This is a genomic window from Paracerasibacillus soli (assembly GCF_042432965.1).
Taxonomy (GTDB): Bacteria; Bacillota; Bacilli; order Bacillales; family Amphibacillaceae; genus Paracerasibacillus; species Paracerasibacillus soli.
This window is the reverse complement of the sequence record NZ_JBHLWL010000061.1, coordinates 75,517-94,686: the sequence shown is the minus strand read 5'-3', so window position 1 is coordinate 94,686 and position 19,170 is coordinate 75,517. Positions and strand designations below refer to the sequence as shown.

The 19,170-nt window shown below is 37.4% G+C and carries 17 protein-coding genes, 1 pseudogene and 2 riboswitches; of the genes and pseudogenes, 7 read left to right on the top strand and 11 right to left on the bottom strand.

Features of this window, described 5'->3' with window-relative positions; genetic code table 11:
* Nucleotides 1-220: 220 nt before the first annotated feature.
* The 7 genes and pseudogenes from pdxK to ACFFIS_RS14965 form a co-directional block, all read right to left on the bottom strand.
* On the bottom strand, nt 221-1,021 hold the full coding sequence (gene pdxK, locus ACFFIS_RS14995) for a pyridoxine/pyridoxal/pyridoxamine kinase (protein ID WP_390188187.1): 801 nt from the start codon (nt 1,019-1,021) through the stop codon (nt 221-223).
* Nucleotides 1,022-1,170: 149 nt separating this feature from the next.
* Nucleotides 1,171-1,788: a thiamine phosphate synthase gene (gene thiE, locus ACFFIS_RS14990; RefSeq protein WP_390188186.1), complete on the bottom strand. Its 618-nt coding sequence runs from the start codon at nt 1,786-1,788 to the stop codon at nt 1,171-1,173.
* Between the two features lie 6 nt (nt 1,789-1,794).
* A complete protein-coding gene (gene thiM / locus ACFFIS_RS14985) occupies nt 1,795-2,562 on the bottom strand; it encodes a hydroxyethylthiazole kinase (RefSeq protein ID WP_320381141.1) in 768 nt (255 codons plus the stop codon).
* Nucleotides 2,559-3,383 (bottom strand): bifunctional hydroxymethylpyrimidine kinase/phosphomethylpyrimidine kinase, encoded by an 825-nt coding sequence (gene thiD, locus ACFFIS_RS14980; protein WP_320381142.1) that lies wholly within the window; start codon nt 3,381-3,383, stop codon nt 2,559-2,561. The genes thiM and thiD overlap by 4 nt, the downstream gene beginning before the upstream one ends.
* 65 nt (nt 3,384-3,448) lie before the next feature.
* Nucleotides 3,449-3,943 carry an energy coupling factor transporter S component ThiW gene (gene thiW / locus ACFFIS_RS14975; RefSeq protein WP_390188185.1) on the bottom strand — a complete coding sequence of 165 codons (495 nt, stop codon included), beginning with the start codon at nt 3,941-3,943 and terminating at the stop codon, nt 3,449-3,451.
* Between the two features lie 109 nt (nt 3,944-4,052).
* Nucleotides 4,053-4,166: riboswitch (TPP riboswitch) on the bottom strand.
* Nucleotides 4,167-4,212: 46 nt separating this feature from the next.
* A pseudogene (locus ACFFIS_RS14970) lies at nt 4,213-4,343 on the bottom strand (lipoyl synthase); the annotation flags it as partial.
* A gap of 74 nt (nt 4,344-4,417) precedes the next feature.
* A riboswitch (TPP riboswitch) is annotated at nt 4,418-4,521 on the bottom strand.
* Between the two features lie 91 nt (nt 4,522-4,612).
* Nucleotides 4,613-6,349 carry an ABC transporter ATP-binding protein gene (locus ACFFIS_RS14965; protein WP_390188183.1) on the bottom strand — a complete coding sequence of 579 codons (1,737 nt, stop codon included), beginning with the start codon at nt 6,347-6,349 and terminating at the stop codon, nt 4,613-4,615.
* Between the two features lie 205 nt (nt 6,350-6,554).
* Here ACFFIS_RS14965 and ACFFIS_RS14960 point away from each other — a divergent pair, with 205 nt between their 5' ends.
* Entirely contained in the window at nt 6,555-7,895 is a 1,341-nt protein-coding gene (locus tag ACFFIS_RS14960) for an MFS transporter (RefSeq protein WP_390188181.1), read from the top strand.
* A 44-nt stretch (nt 7,896-7,939) separates the two neighbouring features.
* On the opposite strand, the gene ACFFIS_RS14955 is transcribed toward ACFFIS_RS14960, so the two are convergent.
* Nucleotides 7,940-8,650 (bottom strand): phosphatase PAP2 family protein, encoded by a 711-nt coding sequence (locus ACFFIS_RS14955; protein WP_320381143.1) that lies wholly within the window; start codon nt 8,648-8,650, stop codon nt 7,940-7,942.
* A 302-nt stretch (nt 8,651-8,952) separates the two neighbouring features.
* Between ACFFIS_RS14955 and ACFFIS_RS14950 the strand changes: the two genes are divergently transcribed.
* The 6 genes from ACFFIS_RS14950 (at nt 8,953) to ACFFIS_RS14925 (ending at nt 17,592) form a co-directional block, all read left to right on the top strand.
* The gene (locus ACFFIS_RS14950) at nt 8,953-9,417 is read left to right on the top strand and encodes a MarR family winged helix-turn-helix transcriptional regulator (RefSeq protein ID WP_320381144.1); all 465 of its coding nucleotides are present in this window, start codon (nt 8,953-8,955) and stop codon (nt 9,415-9,417) included.
* Nucleotides 9,411-11,135, top strand: a complete 1,725-nt coding sequence (locus ACFFIS_RS14945) for an ABC transporter ATP-binding protein (RefSeq protein ID WP_390188180.1) — start codon at nt 9,411-9,413, stop codon at nt 11,133-11,135. Before ACFFIS_RS14950 ends, ACFFIS_RS14945 begins: the two co-directional genes overlap by 7 nt.
* A complete protein-coding gene (locus ACFFIS_RS14940; protein WP_390188179.1) occupies nt 11,132-12,982 on the top strand; it encodes an ABC transporter ATP-binding protein in 1,851 nt (616 codons plus the stop codon). The genes ACFFIS_RS14945 and ACFFIS_RS14940 overlap by 4 nt, the downstream gene beginning before the upstream one ends.
* A 306-nt stretch (nt 12,983-13,288) precedes the next feature.
* Complete coding sequence (locus ACFFIS_RS14935) at nt 13,289-13,423, top strand: hypothetical protein (RefSeq protein ID WP_390188178.1); 135 nt, start codon at nt 13,289-13,291, stop codon at nt 13,421-13,423.
* Between the two features lie 225 nt (nt 13,424-13,648).
* Nucleotides 13,649-15,748, top strand: coding sequence for a hypothetical protein (locus ACFFIS_RS14930; protein ID WP_390188176.1), 2,100 nt, complete (start codon nt 13,649-13,651; stop codon nt 15,746-15,748).
* A gap of 1,088 nt (nt 15,749-16,836) precedes the next feature.
* Nucleotides 16,837-17,592: a class I SAM-dependent methyltransferase gene (locus tag ACFFIS_RS14925; protein ID WP_390188174.1), complete on the top strand. Its 756-nt coding sequence runs from the start codon at nt 16,837-16,839 to the stop codon at nt 17,590-17,592.
* Nucleotides 17,593-17,736: 144 nt separating this feature from the next.
* Here the strand turns inward: ACFFIS_RS14925 and ACFFIS_RS14920 are convergent, their stop codons facing one another.
* The 3 genes from ACFFIS_RS14920 to ACFFIS_RS14910 all read right to left on the bottom strand — a co-directional run.
* Nucleotides 17,737-18,150, bottom strand: coding sequence for an SLAP domain-containing protein (locus ACFFIS_RS14920; RefSeq protein WP_390188173.1), 414 nt, complete (start codon nt 18,148-18,150; stop codon nt 17,737-17,739).
* A 20-nt stretch (nt 18,151-18,170) separates the two neighbouring features.
* The gene (locus ACFFIS_RS14915) at nt 18,171-18,692 is read right to left on the bottom strand and encodes a GNAT family N-acetyltransferase (RefSeq protein WP_390188172.1); all 522 of its coding nucleotides are present in this window, start codon (nt 18,690-18,692) and stop codon (nt 18,171-18,173) included.
* A gap of 126 nt (nt 18,693-18,818) precedes the next feature.
* A partial coding sequence (locus ACFFIS_RS14910; RefSeq protein ID WP_390188170.1) for an IS3 family transposase occupies nt 18,819-19,170 on the bottom strand: 352 nt, incomplete at its 5' end.

Below are 19,170 nucleotides of genomic sequence, written 5' to 3'. Positions count from 1 at the left end.
AGCATGTTTCTAGCCCATCAATTTGATAGAAAAAAAGTATTAACTTTAGAATTATATACCATTTTAGTAGTATTAGGAAGAATAATTTTTTCTTCATTCATAAAGGGCTTAGCTGGCTTGTGGCTTGCTAGTTCAGGATGCTTTTTTAGTAAAGAGTAGGGAGATTATAAATCAAAAAAGTCATGAACCGAAATATCGATTCATGACTTTTGATGAAAGTTTACTTGTGATATGCACCATGCATAACTGGGCCGACATATTGATTTAATTTCCAGCCATGTTTAATTGCTGCTGTTGTAAATAGTTTTGCTGCTGTGACTGAATCTTTTACAGTTTTTCCAAGTGCTAAATTTGCGGTAATAGCTGCGGCAAACGTACAGCCTGCACCATGATTGTATGTTGTATCTATTTTATCTTCCTCAAGAAGTGTAAATTCTGTTCCATCATAAAATAAGTCTAGTGCCTTCTCATGATCTAACGCCTTGCCACCTTTAATGACAACATTTTTTACACCTAATTCATGAATTTTTACAGCTGCATGTCTCATGTCATCAATCGATTTGATTGGACCAGTCTGTGCTAATTGTCCAGCTTCAAATAAGTTTGGTGTTGTAATGAGTGCCCGTGGAAGTAATAATTCACGCATCGCATCGGTATTTTCTGGCTGTAATACTTCATCTTCACCTTTGCAAACCATGACAGGATCAATGACAACCTTATCTAAGTGAAACTCATCAATTTTACGGGCGCCTAAATTAATAATCTCAACAGATCCGAGCATACCTGTTTTCATCGCATCGATACCAACGGATAAAATGGTGTTAAGTTGTTCTTCGACAATCGTGACATCAATTGGATATACGCCGTGACTCCAATTTTGTTCTGGATTCATGGTAACGATTGATGTTAAGGCAGTCATGCCGTACACATTATGTTCTTGAAATGTTTTTAAGTCTGCTTGAATACCTGCCCCGCCACTGGAATCTGAACCAGCTAAGGTAAGTGTTTTCTTCATTGTCATAGCTGTTACCCCCATAAGTCTGTGCATTTTGTCTTTGATTTCTAACATATAAATAGGATATACCAAAAGGAATGATAAAAAAAGCAATAAACCGTAAAAAATATCATTTGTATATATGAGAGATTTACCACAATTTTTGGTGTTTTTTCTTATAACTGCGCAACTACCTCTTTTATAGGATCTCCCTGTGTAACTGCGGTAATACATGCAACGCCATCAGCACCAGCGTGAATGACTGAAGTTGCATTTACTATATTTATTCCGCCAATTCCTACGATAGGGATAGTCGGAAATTCAGCTCGTAATGTTTTAATCCATTGGATACCGACAGGCTTTTTATCTGGTTTTGTGGCTGTTTTAAAAATAGGCCCTGCGCCTATGTAGTCTACTAAATGCATGGGACTCTGGTCTACCTCTGTGGTATTAGAAACGGATAGACCAATAATTTTGTTAGGAAATAATGTCCGAGCCTTCTCAACGGAAATGTCATTTTGTCCGATATGAAGTCCATCTGCATCCAGTAATTTCGCTAGATGAACATCGTCATTCACAATAAAAAGTATATCATGCTCATAACAAGCCTTCCTTAGCTGTCTTCCAAGCTCTACTTGGTGATCTCCGCGAAGTGAACCTGGTCCTTTTTCACGGTATTGAAAGGCGGTAATTCCAGCCGCAATGGCCTCTGTTAATATGTCTTTGGGGTCGCGATGACAATCCTGGCTACCCATAATCAAATACTTTCTTAGTCTATGTTTGATAGCACACATAGTTTATCATCCTTTCAGTTTATTTATATCGTAAGAGAGTGCGTCAATAAATGCGGATTTAAATGATCCTGGTCCAGTAACTTGTTGAAGCGAGGTTGCATAGTTTGCAGCCAAACCATAAAAACTGACAGCAGTTAGTAGCTGATCATCAATGGAAGCTTCCGTTGCGAGACATGCTGTTATCACAGAACCTAATAGGCATCCACCGCCTGTAACTTTTGTTAAATAAGGATGTCCTGTTATATTTTCAGAGACTTTATTTTTGGTGCAGATGATATCCGTTTTTCCGGTAACGACAACAGCTGTTTCATATTTGTTTGCTACTTTACGTGCAATATCTATCGCGCTTTCATCCCCTAATGAATCGACACCTTTTACTTCCCAAGGTGTATCGGCTAGATAAGCGATTTCTCCCGCATTTCCTTTAATAACAGTTGGCTTTACTTTAGATAAAACTTGATGAATATAATTTGCTCGATAAGATGTAGCTGCTATACCAACTGGATCAATAACAACAGGAATACCATATTTATTAGCAGTTTTCCCGGCTGCTATCATAGCTGGAAGGTCTTTTTCTGTAGGAGTTCCGATGTTAATGAATACGCCATTAGAGTGGGATGTCATTTCATCTACTTCTTCCAGTGCTTTTGCCATAACTGGACTACCACCAAAAGAAAGTAGTCCATCAGCGACAAAATTCATCGTAACTTCATTCGTTAAATGATGAATGAGTGGGTTCTTTTCACGAACTTGATGGATGATTGCTTGATTCATGATTTGATCTCCTCCAATTTTGTTGTTTCGTTTATTCGTGGTGCCCAGTGATTCGTTGGGCCGCTTCCGTTGCCAAGTGGAAGTGAATGTTTGATAGCCAATGTAATATAAGTTTTCGATCTTTTTACAGCATCATAGAAAGATGCACCTTGTGCTAAAAATGCCGTTATGGCAGCTGATAGTGTACAGCCAGTACCATGTGAATTTTTAGTTTCAATTCGCTGTGCGGAAAAAGTAAACATGTTGTTCCCATCATACAGAAAATCAACAGCATCACCTTTTATATGTCCACCTTTTATGAGAGCGGCTTGTGCACCGTAATGTTTCACAATTTGTATCGCTGCTTCTTTCATGTCGTCTTCCGTATTAATTTTTTCGCCAATGATTGTTTCAGCTTCTGGAATATTTGGTGTGACAACAGTCGCCAATGGTAATAGATGGTTACATAAATATTGCTGTGCTTGCGTTGAAATAAGTGGATCACCACTTGTCGCAACCATGACAGGATCCATGATGTAAGGTGCATTAATCTCAGGAACCCTTTTTTCTATGACTTTCATCATGTCAACATTTGCAATCATGCCTGTTTTAAAGGCATGGATTGGCATGTCATTCATAATAGATGTGAGCTGTTGTTCAATCATATCAGTGGGAATGTGGTAAACACCCTGAACACCTGTTGTATTTTGCGCAGTTAAAGAGGTAATGACAGACATCCCGTATGATTGTAATTCTTGAAAGGTTTTTAAATCAGCCTGTATACCTGCCCCACCACTTGGATCAGAACCAGCAATCGTTAAAGCACATGGAATATGTTTCATCAATAAACACCTCGAATATTATTTTCTCGTATTCTAGTCTTGCAAACGTATAGAAATACAGATCTTTAATAGCTTCGATATTGGATAAACTTCCTTACTTCCATTCTTCTAAGAACTAAAACACCAATCAATGCACCCGAGATACTACTAACCAAAAAGGATGGTAGAAAGAAAAAGATACCGTGAGCACTCCCCATGACCCAATTGGCAAATGGAACGCAGAAAAGGGAAGCGATAATCCCAGTTCCTAGTATTTCCCCGATAGCAGCTAACCGCCTACTCTTAAATTTTTGATAAAAAACTCCAGCAATCATTGCTCCAAATATCCCTCCTGGAAATGCTAGTAATGTCCCAAGACCAAGTAGATTTCTTACGAGACCAATCATGAATGCAATTATAATAGCCGGTCCTGGCCCGAGTGTTACTGCTGAAACGACATTCACTGCATGTTGGACGGGATAAGCCTTGGCAATACCAGCTGGAAACCAAAGAAATTGTGCACCTACAACACCAATGGCTACGAATACAGCCATTGTGATAAGCAATCTTGTTTTATTCATTTCATGCAAACCTCCTTAATATTGGTGGAACGATGGACATCTAAAACAGAAAAAATCAAGTTCAGCATGCATGAACCTGATTTCCGATGAGTGAAATAGAAGATGACAAGTTTTGTCGGTCCTACTTCCCTCCGCTGGTATCATCCAGATCAGGTTCAAAAGAGTTGGAATGCTTTTCGCTTTCCTCTCAGCCCAAAAGTTTTGGGCACCCCTAGTAGTGATTAAAACTAATAATCTATCTGCTTTTTTTGTTTTTCATAGCCGTAGTATATTTGTTCCGGTTCACCCCAATCAAGTTCATTTGGCAGGCTTAGACCTGTTTTGACTGTGCAAAAGCGGCAACTACTTGTACAGTACTAGTGCGACCCAAAATCATAAAGGTTGCCCACTGTCTTTTGCTTCAGCATGCATGAAAATCTAAAAAGGACCGCATCCATGGGGGATGCAGTCCTTTTGCATGACATATAAAGGTCATGTATGTAAACTGCACTTCCCCACGCCGGTATTATCCGGATCGGGTGCAAAGAGTCAGGACAAATCTGTCCTTCTCAGCTATTGAAGCTCCCCTAGTGCGAATATCCAATTTTTCTAACAATACTATCATATCGGTAATTTTCTAAACTGTAAAGTAAATGGGACTCGTTACTGGCTTTACGCTCATATCACATGCTAAGTTAACTGTTGTTTAGCAAATTCACGATACAATGCATGTGTTTTCAACAGCTTATCATGTGTACCCATCCCAGTAATTTTACCTTTATCTATAAAAATAATATGATCTGCATGTACAATAGTTGAAAGTCTGTGGGCAATCATAAAAGTTGTTCTACCTTCCATCAGTCGGGAAAGTGCTTCTTGTACGATTCCTTCTGATTGACTATCTAGGCTGGCAGTTGCCTCATCCATTAATAAGATTTTAGGGTTGCGGAGAAATGCACGTGCGATGGCTATGCGTTGACGTTGTCCACCCGATAGTTTAATGCCACGCTCGCCGATTTCCGTATCTAATTTTTGTGGGAATCCAATGATAAATTGATCCGCATACGCCATCTTCGTAACTTCCCAAAGTCTTTCATCTGAAATATTTTGATCCTCTAATCCATAACATAAATTTTCCCGAATAGTACCTGCCATCATCGGGCTATCCTGGGAAACATAGCCAATTTGTTTGCGCCAACTTTGTAAAGAAAATGATTGAATAGGTGTATCACCTAGCTTGATTTCACCATTATCGGGCTCATAAAATCTTTCTAGTAACGCAAACATCGTTGTTTTACCACCACCACTCGGGCCAGCAAATGCAATCACATCACCAGGATTAGCCTGAAAAGATATATCTTGTAAAATGCTCTTTTCCTCATTGTATGAAAAAGAAACGTGTTCAACTATGATTGATTGATTTGTAGTAGGTACGCTAACTCCCTTTTTGTCTTCCTCTAAGGGCTCTTGTAAAATCGCAATAATTCGTTCAGTTGCTCCTTTAGCTTTTTGCAACTGTGTAAAAAACATGGCAAAAGATGTAACTGGTACGACGATTTGAAATAAATAAAGTAAAAAGGCAACGAGTGAACCAGTAGATAGGGACCCGGTTGCAACGCGCATGCCACCATAGGAAATAATGACAACGATTACCGCCATGAGAACAAAATTCATGAGAGGTGAAATGAGTGCATATATTTTAGATTCCTGAATTCCAAGTTTATAAATATTTTGGATACCAGTATAACCTTTTGATGTCTCTGTTTGCTCTGCGTTAGAAGCTTTCATGAGGCGAATTTCTCCTAAAGTTTGTTGGGCATTACCAGTGAAATTGGCCATTTCATCTTGTAAATTACGGGATATCTTTGCCATTTGTTTACCAAGTGGCAGCATGATCAATATCGTAATTGGTACGGATAACAGCATAACGAGTGTCATTTTCCAATCCATCATAAACAAAATGATGACAGCACCAATAATTGAAATAACCCCAGAAATAAATTGAGGAAAATGATCAGAAATTAAATTTTTAATGACGGCTGTATCGTTTACTATTCGGCTGGCTATTTTCCCACTTGCTGTTTGATCAAAGAAACGCACCGGTAAATGAATGAGCTTATCCCACATTTTCCTTTGTATAGTAGCTACAACCCTTTGACCAACAACAGATAGTAAAAAAATAGAAATACCGCTTATGACTGCTTGGATGACAAAGGCTGCACCTATTGCAAATATAAAAGGGTAATGAATCGAAGCTAGCGTGAAGTTATCGATGAGCCCCTTGGTTAAGATGGGTACGATTAATCCTGTCATTGTAGTAATGACACTCCCGATTAATCCGCTGATTAACATTGCCTTTGGTACATTTGTTGTTGCTATGAGAGAGAAAAAGGAATGGAACCCCTTACTAATCGTTTGTTCTTTCAATATATTCACCTGCTTCACATTATCTTCATATATTTTACATGAATAGGTATGTTGGAGCCAATTCAAATGCGAAGCGTTATATCACAATAAAGTAAGTTGTTTTGGGGAAGGATATTAAAACGTATGCATATTCGAGTGCATTTTTGAATAGTGGAGTTTGCAGCAAATTATAGCATAACTGTTTTTGAAATGGGTGTTGATACGCATGAAAAAGTCAGGATTACTTGTTTTTACAATTGGATTGGGAATTATGATTAATCCATTGAATTCATCAATGATTTCTGTTGCACTTACGCACTTACAACATGACTTTTCCCTGACATTTGCCGATGCCTCGTGGTTAATTTCAATTTTTTATTTGGCAAGTGCAGCTGGCCAGCCTGTAATGGGGAAATTAAGCGACATGTTTGGGGCAAAAAAGGTGTTTATGACTGGCTTAGTAATTGTATTTACCGCCTGTGCTCTGGCACCATTTTCACCTCATTACATATTTCTTCTTGGTTGTCGTGCACTACAAGCAATTGGAAGTTCGGCGCTGTTTCCAAGTGGGATGAGTATTGTTCGTGAATATATTACCGAGGGGCAGGGGAGAGCACTAGGTACATTATCCATCTTTTCTAATACTTCTGCTGCGTTCGGGCCATCCATTGGGGGCTTCCTTGTTGCTTCGTGGAGCTGGTTTGCAATTTTTTTAATTAATGTGCCGATTATAATGATAGGCATCATATTGGCGTGGAAAGTCTTACCAAATGGTAAATCAGGAACATTTCGTTTGAAGAAAATCGATGTAATAGGTATTGGGTTATTTATCATTTCAATTGTAGGATTGATATTGTTTTTACTCTCGTTGGACCAGGAACACATTCGATGGTGGGCGCTTATTATGTTTCTTATTGTAGGATCAGGTTTTGTTTTCCATGAGACGCGCCATCCGGAACCTTTTATTAATATTAACAGGCTCATACATAGCCACAATGAAACGATTATTTATGTACAATTTGTTTTTATTAATCTCGTTTATTATTGTTATTTCTTCGGATTTCCAACCTTTCTACAACAGGTGAAAGGGTATAGTGAAGAACATACTGGACTTATTATGTTGGCATTAGCTGGACTAAGTGTAGTTAGTTCCCCTATTGCTGGACGAATAATTGATAAATATGGTGCAAAACTACCCATGATTATTGGGGCATTTTTATTATTAATTGGAACGGGGTTATTATTAACATACCATGAAACTTCTCCTTTAAGTTGGTTTTTAGTCATTATGGCTGTACTAGGAATGAGTAATGGCTTTAATAATATTGCAACACAGACAGCATTGTATGATCAGGTTGATGCACAAGATACTGGAACAGCCTCAGGATTATTTCAGATGAGTCGATATTTCGGGTCAATTTTGTCTGGTAGTTTACTTGGAATTGTATTTAACCGCCATCTTGATCAAGCGCACCTACATCTGGTTGCAATCATTTGTTTTGTCTTTTGTGTTGTTGTTACCCTCATTTCCTTTAAATTACCTGGGAAAGTAAGAACGACAAAATAGCGAAAAAAAAGCACTGAACTTGTGATAAAGTCCAGTGCTTGAATTTAATAATACCGCTGTCTTTCGTGTACTACACTTCTATCATCTAATTTAAGCTTTCTTAGAAAATGATGAAGTGGTTCTTGGGCGTGAACGTAAACTGCTATAGAAATAAAAACAGATGCCATACCAAGGAAGAATCCACTTAATACGTCTGTTGGAAAATGAACGCCAAGATAAATTCTAGTAGCCATAATATATAAAATCCATAGTAGTGTAATCATGCTAATAAGGATTTTCTTACCCATATGTGTAGCAGCTAGAACGAGGACAAGTCCAATAAATCCGTAAAAAATAGTCGTTCCTGTTGCATGTCCACTTGGAAAACTTTCATTTGTTTTTTCAACAAGCTGTAAAAATTGTGGACGATCACGATCAAAAAGTTTCTTTAAAATTTTCGTTAGAATAACACCACAAAATAAGATTGTGCCGCCAAACCATAAACCATTAGCAAATTTCCTCTTTACAAATAAAGCAGCTGCGATGATGATAGTGAAGATAATGATGAGACGGATATTACCAAGTTCGGTAGTAATTTTGACAATACTTGTTAGAAAGTCAGAAATATAAGATTGCACAAAATCAATTACACGAATATCAAATGTTTCTATCCACTTACTATTATTTGTAACACCCCAAGCAATCCAGCCGAATAAAGCTAAACATATAAAGCCGATGATAAATAACGGAAATGTATTTATTCTATTACGTTGCACAAAGAATCCCTCTTTCTCAGGGACGGTTCTTGTGTCCCATTTTTTCATGATAAAAATACCTTTTCTAATCGTACCAGTTTTTTTCAATTATGCAATAGGAATGTGAAGAAAATGAGGGGTGTTTATTGGTTGCAATAGGAGAACAGCGATTAGTCTATGAATTTCGACCATAAGAATTAGCTTGGAATGAAACAGGAGAACCGTCCCCATGTTTCTTGACTTTGGTTAAAAGTAGGAGTATATTATTCATTGTTCATAAATGAACGGTTTGTAAATGGAATGTTTATGGTGAGGTGAAAGTGATGGATGAAGATATAAAACGTGATCGTGCGACAACTTTATTAATGTCATTTTGGCATATTCAAAAACAGATGGCACTTTCAATTCAAAAAACAGCTCAACAAAATGGTTTATCCATGCCACAATATACAACTTTATTGGCAATGGTTCATCAAAAGGAAATGATGCAAAAAAGAATCCAACAAAAAACAAAATTACCTAAGAGTACATTAAGCCAGGCGATTGATGGGTTAGTGCAAGCTGGGTTTATCGAAAGAAGAGTTGTAGAAGGGAATCGGCGAGAAATGCAACTTGTAGTTAGTACAAAAGGTAAGGAGCTCATGTCTAGTATGAATACCCAACCCGATGGTATTCATCAACTTTTTCAACAAGTGACGGATTCATTATCAGATGAAAAGTTTAAGCAAATGATACAAATACATGAACAAATTTTAACAGAACTGAAACGAGGTGAAGCTTCATGTTAAAGATATTGAAAAACCTTTCCGTATATAAATGGATTGTTTTAGCTGTATTTGGACTTATATTTTTACAATCATTATCAGATTTATATTTACCTACTTTAATGGGAGATATTGTTGATAATGGGGTTGTCCAAGGAAATACACCTTATATTTGGAAAATAGGAGGTTTCATGTTAGCTGTAGCAGCTTTAGGTGTTGTTGCTTCCGTATCGGCAAGTTACCTATCTTCTAAAGCAGCAATGGGACTTGGCCGTGATTTGCGTGAAAAGGTGTTCTCCCATGTACAAGATTTCTCCTTACAAGAATTTGATGAAGTAGGAACGGCATCCTTAATTACGAGAACAACAAACGATATTACACAAATTCAGCAAGTTACCATCATGATGTTACGTATGGTACTAGCCGCTCCCATTATGTTAATTGGTGGAATTATAATGGCTGTGTCTAAAGATGCAAAATTATCTTTAGTGATTGTCGTGATTTTACCTTTCTTATTTGGAACGATTTTATTTATTATGAAAAAAGCTACACCATTATTTAAAGCAGTACAAAAACGTTTAGATAAACTAAACTTAATTTTACGAGAAAATTTAACCGGAATTCGGGTTATTCGTGCATTTAATCGTGAAACGGAAGAAAAGGAACGATTAGAAGAGGCAAATAGTAATTTAACTGATGTGTCGATTCGTGTTAACAAAGTAATGGCCTTTATGATGCCATTGATGATGTTACTCATGAATTTAACGATTGTTGGTGTCATTTGGTTTGGTGGTATGAGAATCGATGGCGGGAATATGCAAATCGGTGACTTAATGGCTTTCATTCAATACATTATGCAAATTATGTTTGCCTTGATCATGGCATCTATGATGTTTATTATGATCCCACGTGCTTCTGTTTCGGCCAATCGTATTCAGGCTGTGTTGGATATGGAGCCTACGATTCAAGACAAAGGAACAAAAAATGCATCCGTTAAAAAGGGATATCTGGAGTTTCGTGATGTAACATTTCGCTATCCGGGAGCAGAGCACCCAGCACTTGAGAATATAACTTTCCAAGCAAAACCAGGCGAAACAACAGCGATTATTGGTGGTACTGGAGCTGGAAAATCTACACTTATTCAATTGATTCCACGCTTTTATGAAGTAACAAGCGGCAGTATAAAAGTAAACGGTGTGGATATAAGAGAAGCTCCGCAAGAAGATGTCCGCAGCAAAATTGGCTTTGTGCCGCAAAAGGCATTGTTATTTACTGGTACAATTGCTGATAATATCCGGTTTGGAAAAGAAGATGCGTCCCAAAGTGAAATTGAGCATGCAGCAAATATTGCACAGGCCAATGATTTCATTTCTAAAATGAAGGAGGGCTATGATACGGAAATTGAACAAGGTGGCACAAACGTATCTGGCGGTCAGAAGCAAAGATTGTCCATTGCGCGTGCTTTAGTTCGTAAACCTGATATTTATTTATTTGATGATAGTTTCTCGGCACTTGATTATAAGACAGATGCTACCCTACGTAAGGCATTAAAAGAAGAAACGAAAGATGCAACAGTACTTATCGTTGCACAAAGAGTGAGTACCGTTATCGATGCAGACCGAATTATTGTATTAGATAAAGGAAAAATGGCTGGTATGGGAACACACGAGGAACTCATCAAAACAAATGATATTTATCGTGAAATTGTCGCATCACAACTTGGAGAGGAGGGAATCGCATGAGCTCAGAGAAAAAACAGGCACATCGCTCGGGATCACGTGGCCATGGTGGAATGATGGTTGCTGGTGAAAAGCCAAAAGACTTTAAAGGAACATTGAAAAGACTATTGGCATATTTAAAACCACGGAAGTATCGGCTATTAGCGGTATTTTTTGCTGCTATTTTAAGTACTGTGTTCGCCATTCTTGGACCAAAAGTGATGGGGAATACGATTACGGAATTATTTGAAGGAGCTTACGCGAAACTGCAAGGCGTACCTGGTGGTGGAATAGACTTTGGAAAGATTGGCCAAATGTTGTTGTTTCTAGCTGGACTATACATTTTTAGTAGTATGTTTACCTTTATTCAACAATTCTTAATGGCTAGTGTCGCGCAAAAGACAGTATATGATTTACGGAAGTCTGTATTTCAAAAGTTAGAGAAGTTACCTTTAAAATATTTCGATAGCCATTCACATGGTGATACACTAAGTCGTGTGACAAATGATATTGACACAATTGGTAGTACACTTCAACAAAGTATTACCCAATTTATTACATCGATTATTACGATTGTAGGGATAATCGGTATGATGCTTTTCATTAGTCCGACATTAACGCTCATTGCATTAGTAAGTTTACCGCTATCTATTTTCGTGATTCGGCCATTTCTGAAACGTTCACAACGCCACTTTGCCAAACAACAACGTACTTTAGGTGAGTTGAACGGACATATTGAGGAAATGTATACAGGCCATCAAGTTGTAAGAGCATTTGGTCAAGAAGAAAAATCGTTGCAAACATTTCATAAAGTTAATGAAGAGCTATATGATGCAGGTAGAAAAGCACAATTTATTTCCGGTATTATTATGCCTGTCATGTCATTCATTGGGAATATTAGCTATGTTTTAATTGCAGTAGTTGGTGGTATTTTTGTTACGAATCGTGTCATTTCAATAGGGGATATCCAAGCCTTTATTACGTATTCGAAACAGTTTACCCAACCCATTACGCAAACAGCAAATATCGCGAATATTATTCAATCAACTGTTGCGGCAGCTGAACGTGTTTTTGAACTACTAGATGAAGCTGAAGAAGTAGAAGAAAAATCACAACGTATGTTGGAAAAGACTCATGGAGAAGTTGCATTTGAACATGTAGATTTTGGCTATGGCGAAGATTTGCTCATGCATGATTTAAACATCAATGTAAAGCCAGGCCAAACAGTTGCCATTGTAGGTCCAACTGGAGCAGGTAAGACAACACTCATTAACTTGCTCATGCGTTTCTATGAAATAAATGATGGGAAAATAACGATTGATGGTGTCGATGTTACCGAGATGTCACGTGGAGAATTGCGGAAAAACTTCGGCATGGTGCTACAAGATACATGGTTATTTAACGGTACGATTCATGATAATATCGCATACGGAAAAAAAGATGCAACAGAAGAGGATATTATTGCAGCTGCAAAGGCAGCACGTGCTGATCACTTTATTCGGACGTTACCAGAAGGATACAATACGGTATTAAATGAGGAAGCGTCGAATATCTCCCAAGGTCAAAAGCAACTACTAACGATTGCCCGCGCTATCTTAGCAGATTCACCAATTATGATTCTAGATGAGGCAACATCGAGTGTTGATACGCGGACGGAAGTATTTATTCAACAAGCGATGAATGAACTGATGAAAGGACGTACAAGTTTTGTGATTGCACACAGACTATCGACCATTCAAGATGCAGATTTAATATTAGTCATGGATCAAGGTAGTGTGATTGAACAAGGAACACATGCGGAATTATTAGAACAAGGCGGATTTTATGCTGATCTATATAATAGTCAGTTTTCAGATGAAGAAGCTAGTTAAAAAAGAACACACTAGAAATTAAACAAAGTAGTAAGGTTGAGATATTAGGGGTCTGACCCCCCTATATCTCAACCTTATTTTTTTGTGGGGAAAGAGGAAAAATTTCAGCTTTTGTTTATCGCTTTGTTATGAGGGAGATGAGTTGAATGAAACGTCTAATTATAGCAATCGGTACCTATATGAAAGTAGTTTTACAAAGTATTGTTTTATATATAGTATTGGATGTAGTACATAATGTTCTAAAAAGAGTGAATTTATCTTGTGCGGGAATGATATAGAAATCGTAAATGAAGGGGGATTGTACATGTGATGCCTTTACATGAAACAGTAGATGTGACAAATCCAGTATTATCGATTACGTTAGCTAATTTTTCGTACTTTATACCAGATGGAGGTAAATCAATTGAATTTCCGTTTTCATTTTCAAAGTATTCTTTCTGATGTAATGGAAATATGTGCTTCTACCATATTTTAACTTGCACTTGGATGATGCTGAATTTCTCGCTATTAGCTAAGCATATGTGAAGGGATACATGGTTCAACAGGGATTGATATTTCGAAGGTATTGGTCTATCGCGTGTAAATAAAGGATTTTTATCTATAAATGTCGAATTGATTAAGAAAGTGTACGATTACATACAGATAAAGTGAAAATGGTGAAAAATGATGAGAAAAAGTTTTGCGGAAACAATGAAATGGAATGACATTTTACTTAAAATGATGGAGCAAGATGGGGAAGGTATGAAGCGGTTTATCTTTACATATGTGCAAAGTGAAGCGGAAACAAATGTGGTTTTTCAGCAAGTCCTCCAATCTATTCATCAGAATCTAATGAATGAAAATTCGCTGGACCAAGCGTTACTTTTTCAGCTGGTCATCACGCAGTGTAAAAAGCATACTGAATTCCCATTTTACAAGCGCTTTTTTAAGAAGAACCTAAGTGAAAAAGAAGAAATACGACAAGTATCATTTATTAAAATGGAAAAGGAAAAGGAGGAAATGATAAGGGATATTAATGAGCTATCAACACAGGACCGTGCAATGATCATTTTGTATCTGTTTTATTCGTTTTCCATACAAGATTTAAGTTTAATTTTCCAACTAGAAGAATCCTCTATTCAGCAACATGTAATGCGTATATGGAATGAGTTATCCACATCAAACAAACATGACTTTCACACACTTACAAAAGAAGATTTTTATACCTTTCAAGGGGAGGCACCATTTTATACAGAAGTCGATTTTCAAACATTTATAGAACAGCAACAAATGGAAAGGAACAGTAAAAAACAAACGAGGACAAAAGTAGGTATCGGAGTTGGTTTGTTTGTTTTATTTTTCATCGGAGTGAAATTCTTTTTGGAGGAGCCGGAGCAAGTTGTGAATAAAAGGGTGGATCCAATAGATAAGGAAACTACGGATGAAGTTGATGAAGCATATCAACATACTTCCGATAATATTCCTTCGTGGTCTGAAGCGGAAAGTGAGGCCGAATTACAAGCGTATTATGAGAGAATGACGCCTGGTTTTCTTTGGGCAAAAGCAAATGATTTTATTACGCCTATCGATAAAGTGTATACACTAAGAAATGGATCGGAGTTTTCTTTAGATTACGTTTGGACAAATTCTCATGAAAGTATTGTCTATTACCATATTGACGCCCCAGAGCGCAATGCATTGCAAAAAGATTTAATTATTTATCCAGTGACAAATAAAGACGGTGTATTACAAACTATTCAGTACATGGAAGAAGGAGTCATTTATAAAAATCAGGCATATCATGCGATAAGACTCATCCATGCTGATAGCGAGGAAGATAAAATAGATCGAGAGGATAATAAAGTCGTTGTTGATATGATTTTATATCATTTTGGTCATGCCGATGAAATTTTAGATGTAAAAATTCCACATGATTATCGTCAAAATCAACAACACGAGACAACTATTCTATTTGATGAACAACCACACTTTCATTTGTACGGTCAGACATTAAATATTGAAAAAATAGATATAGGTATTTCAGAAAATACCTTATCTGGGACAATATCTCATTGGGGAGATGAACTTCAATTACAACATATGGAAGGCGCGTTTATAAGCAATCATCAGGAATTAGCGAAATTTCAATTTTATGAGGAGAATAATTTTCAATTCAACTATAAAGAAGAAGGAAATAACTCCCACTTTAACTATAAAGAAGATAGTAAAATAAAGTTATTTTTTCCGCCATTTCCAACGGCAAGTAATGCAGAAAACTATAAATTATACATTGATTATGTAATCTATAGTAGCCCAGAAAAAGTAGCATTCGAAGTAGACGTGTCTGATTATGATGAGATTATAAAATCAGAGGAACTACCTTATGAAAAGGAAGTAGGAGAGGTGGTGGCGGGATTTTTCCCCACTAAACTTTTCTTGGAAAAAGTCGTTTATTCTTTAAAGGGTGTTCAAGTCATGTTGTATTCTGAGGACCGCGATATTGGCCCGTTGTTAATGAAGGATAAATTAATACCTTTTGTTGAGGAAGATAGTGAGGAGATATATGGAGATAAAGATGAATACATAAATGGTTACACGGTAAATGAGCAAGGTATTCACCCCACACTATCCCAACATGCAGCATTTAAAGATGGAGAAAGATTTGGATTTGATTATAGTAGTTTATATATCACGTCATCGGAAAAGTTATATATATCACTAACAAACATCTTGTATGAAATGGAAGTAAATAATAGTATAACGGTACCTAATCCATCCTTTGAGTAGATAATAGGGGACATGTTTTTCAAACTGGATAGGATAACGTTTTGGAATGAATGTAGGACATTACCTTTACTAGATTAGATACCGTGAGGGGCCCTCTCACGGTAGATTGCTTCCGCTTTTGCTTGGTAATGAACCGAGACAGGCCCTCTCTCGGTAGATTCCCTCAGCCTTTCCCCGATAATGAACCGAGAGTGGCTCTCTCTCGGTATATCGCTTCCGCTTTTGCTTGATTATGCGCCGAGAGTGGCTGTCTCTCGGTAGATTGCTTCCGCTTTTGCTTGATTATGCGCCGAGAGTGGCTGTCTCTCGGTAGATTGCTTCCGCTTTTGCTTGATTATGAACCGAGACAGGCCCTCTCTCGGTAGATTGCTTCCGCTTTTGCTTGATTATGCGCCAAGAGTGGCTCTCTCTCGGTATATATCCTCCGCTTTTGCTTGATAATGCGCCGAGACAGGCTCTCTCTCGGTAGATTGCTTCCGCTTTTGCTTGATTATGCGCTGAGACAGGCCCTCTCTCGGTATAATCCCTCCGCCTTTCCCCGATTATAAACCGAGACAGGCTCTCTCTCGGTATATCGCTTCCGCTTTTGCTTGATAATGAACCGAGACAGGCCCTCTCTCGGTAGATTCCCTCCGCCTTTCCCCGATAATGCGCCGAGAAAGGCTCTCTCTCGGTATAATCCCTCCGCCTTTCCCCGATTATAAACCGAGACAGGCTCTCTCACGGTATATCGCTTCCGCTTTTGCTTGATTATGCGCCGAGAGTGGCTCTCTCTCGGTATATATCCTCCGCTTTTGCTTGATAATGCGCCGAGACAGGCTCTCTCTCGGTAGATTGCTTCCGCTTTTGCTTGATAATGCGCCGAGACAGGCCCTCTCTCGGTATAATCCCTCCGCCTTTCCCCGATTATGAACCGAGACAGCCCTCCTCACGGTAGATTCCCCCTACTTTTCCTCGAAGATATACCGTGATTATTCCTCTCTCACCCTATTTTTTAAAAATACTTTTTTAAAGGATGCTTTAATGGTAAATTAATTATTGAAATGCAAAGCATGTGTAACACGATATTTATACGAGGGGGTGAAATCATGGCAAGTTTTTATCACAAGCTTTCTGCTGAAGTATATGATTTAGATAAACCAATTGGGCACTCGTTTGGAGATGTAGAATTTTATTTGAACAAGTTACAAGATTGTAAGGGGACAATTTTGGAACCTGCTACAGGGACAGGACGAATACTTATCCCGCTTTTAGAAAATGGGCTTTCTGTTGAAGGATTCGATAGTTCCTCGGAAATGCTACAGTTATGTAAGAAAAACTGTAAAAAAAGAGGGCTGGCTCCGAAACTTATTGAAGCTGATATGGAAAGCTTTTCTATGGAAAGGCAATACAGTGCGATTATTTTGCCTACAGGTTCCTTTTTGCTACTGTCTGAAAGGGAAAAATCACTTAAAGCGTTAAAAAACTTTTATCGTCATCTCAATAAAGGTGGTAAATTCATTGTAGATTTAATCGTACAAGAGGATTTTAAAGTGGGAGAAACGAGTACGAAGATATGGGAATGTGCAAATGGTGATATGATAACGATGGAATCGGTAAATGTCGAAATTAATTATGTTCATCAATATACGGTATCTCTTGGTAAATATGAAAGATGGCGCAATGGAAGTTTAATAGAAACAGAATTAGAGCATTTTCCTTTACGATGGTATGGGGTTGAGGAATTTAAATTAATTCTTGAAAAGGTAGGATTTGATAATATCATCATATCCGCTGATTACTGTGAAGGTAAATATCCAGATACAAATACTGAAATTATTACTTTTGAAGCAACGAAGGTTTAGGCATAGAAGAGTAATACGAAATATAGGTAAGAAGGTTGCTCCATTGAGATCGGAAGTAGTTAAAAAGATAAAACCGGTCCCATAGGAGCAATTCTTCTATACGAAATGCCAGCATTAGTATAAATTAAGCCAAAATAGAAGGGTTTACAGACGGTTTGGTTCTTTCATCAATAAACGTAATTCCCTATTGCTAGCTAATCCATCTTCTACTAAATCTTCAAATCCGACAAAACTACCGGTAGGAAAGATAAATGTCCATGGCATACTCGTTTTTGCATCTATTTTAAAAGGTAGAGAAAATATATTCTCAGCAATTTTTTCCTTCTGATACGTTATTATAAAAGGTTGTTCAATTATTCTTAGCGGTTCAGATTGGTAATTATGCATGATAACGGTGATGAGTAACTCGCCCTTATAGTTTTTCGCTTGCCATACGGGAGTGAAGTGAATTTCCTCATTGTATGATGTGCTTGTTTCTTTAAATAATGCTGTGATCATCTTGCGATCCTTATCTGATAAAGTACGATCCCATGCTTGTTCAAACTGTAGTTTTTGCATTATCTTAATATACCTCCCATCTAACATTTTTCATATAAGGAATATGTATCATCACCTTCTCCACGAAATCCAATTAGTGCAAATCCAGTATCCTGATAAAATTTATTCAAAACAGTATTATGGGCAACGCAGTCAAGTCGAATTATTCCATCGCTGTTTTTTATTATCCAATGCAGTAAACGCTTGCCAATTTGCTGACGACGATAATCTCCACTTACAGCTAATCGATGAATATAATAAGCATGGTCTGTCCTTTTTCCCCACATATCAATATCCCAATCGTTTTGTTGGGGTGAAATATTGAATGTTGCAGCGAACTTTCCATGTTTATCTTTTACAATATAAGTTTTTCCTAACTTAATATCCTTTATTATTTCACCATCTCCATTCCCATAAAGTAAATAACTCCATTGATTGATCCCCTTCTCCTGAATCCACTTTGCAGTCTCCTTTAATAGGTTAGTGATAGAAGAAATTTCACTTTCAGTTGCTTGTATGACAGTAAATTCATCAAAACCTTCTTCTCTAAAAATAGTTGACATCATAGTTACCTCTATTCATCAAATTAAATGTTACTCTCTATATTTTAACAAAAAATAAGCACACGATAAAAGTGACATGAAACATGGGGACGGTTCTGATGTGACCCCCATAAGTTGGAGTTTATATTAAGCAGCTAATTGGCTGATGTGTAGACGATATTGTATCGGACTCATACCAGCCAGTTTTTGCTTTATTCGTTTGTTATTATAGTAATTGATATATCTTTCAACTTTGGCTTTTAGTTCTTCAAATGAACATCGTGCTTCTCCATGATACATCTCTTGTTTTAGTAAACCAAAAAAGTTTTCCATTGGTGAATTATCTAAACAGTTTCCTTTTCTTGACATGCTTTGAAAAACCTTATTATCTTTAAGTGTTTTTACCCATTTTTTATGTTGGTAATGCCATCCTTGGTCGGAGTGGATAGTGGTTCTATATTTTGTATCTTTTACTATTTCAATAGCTTCCTTCAAGGGA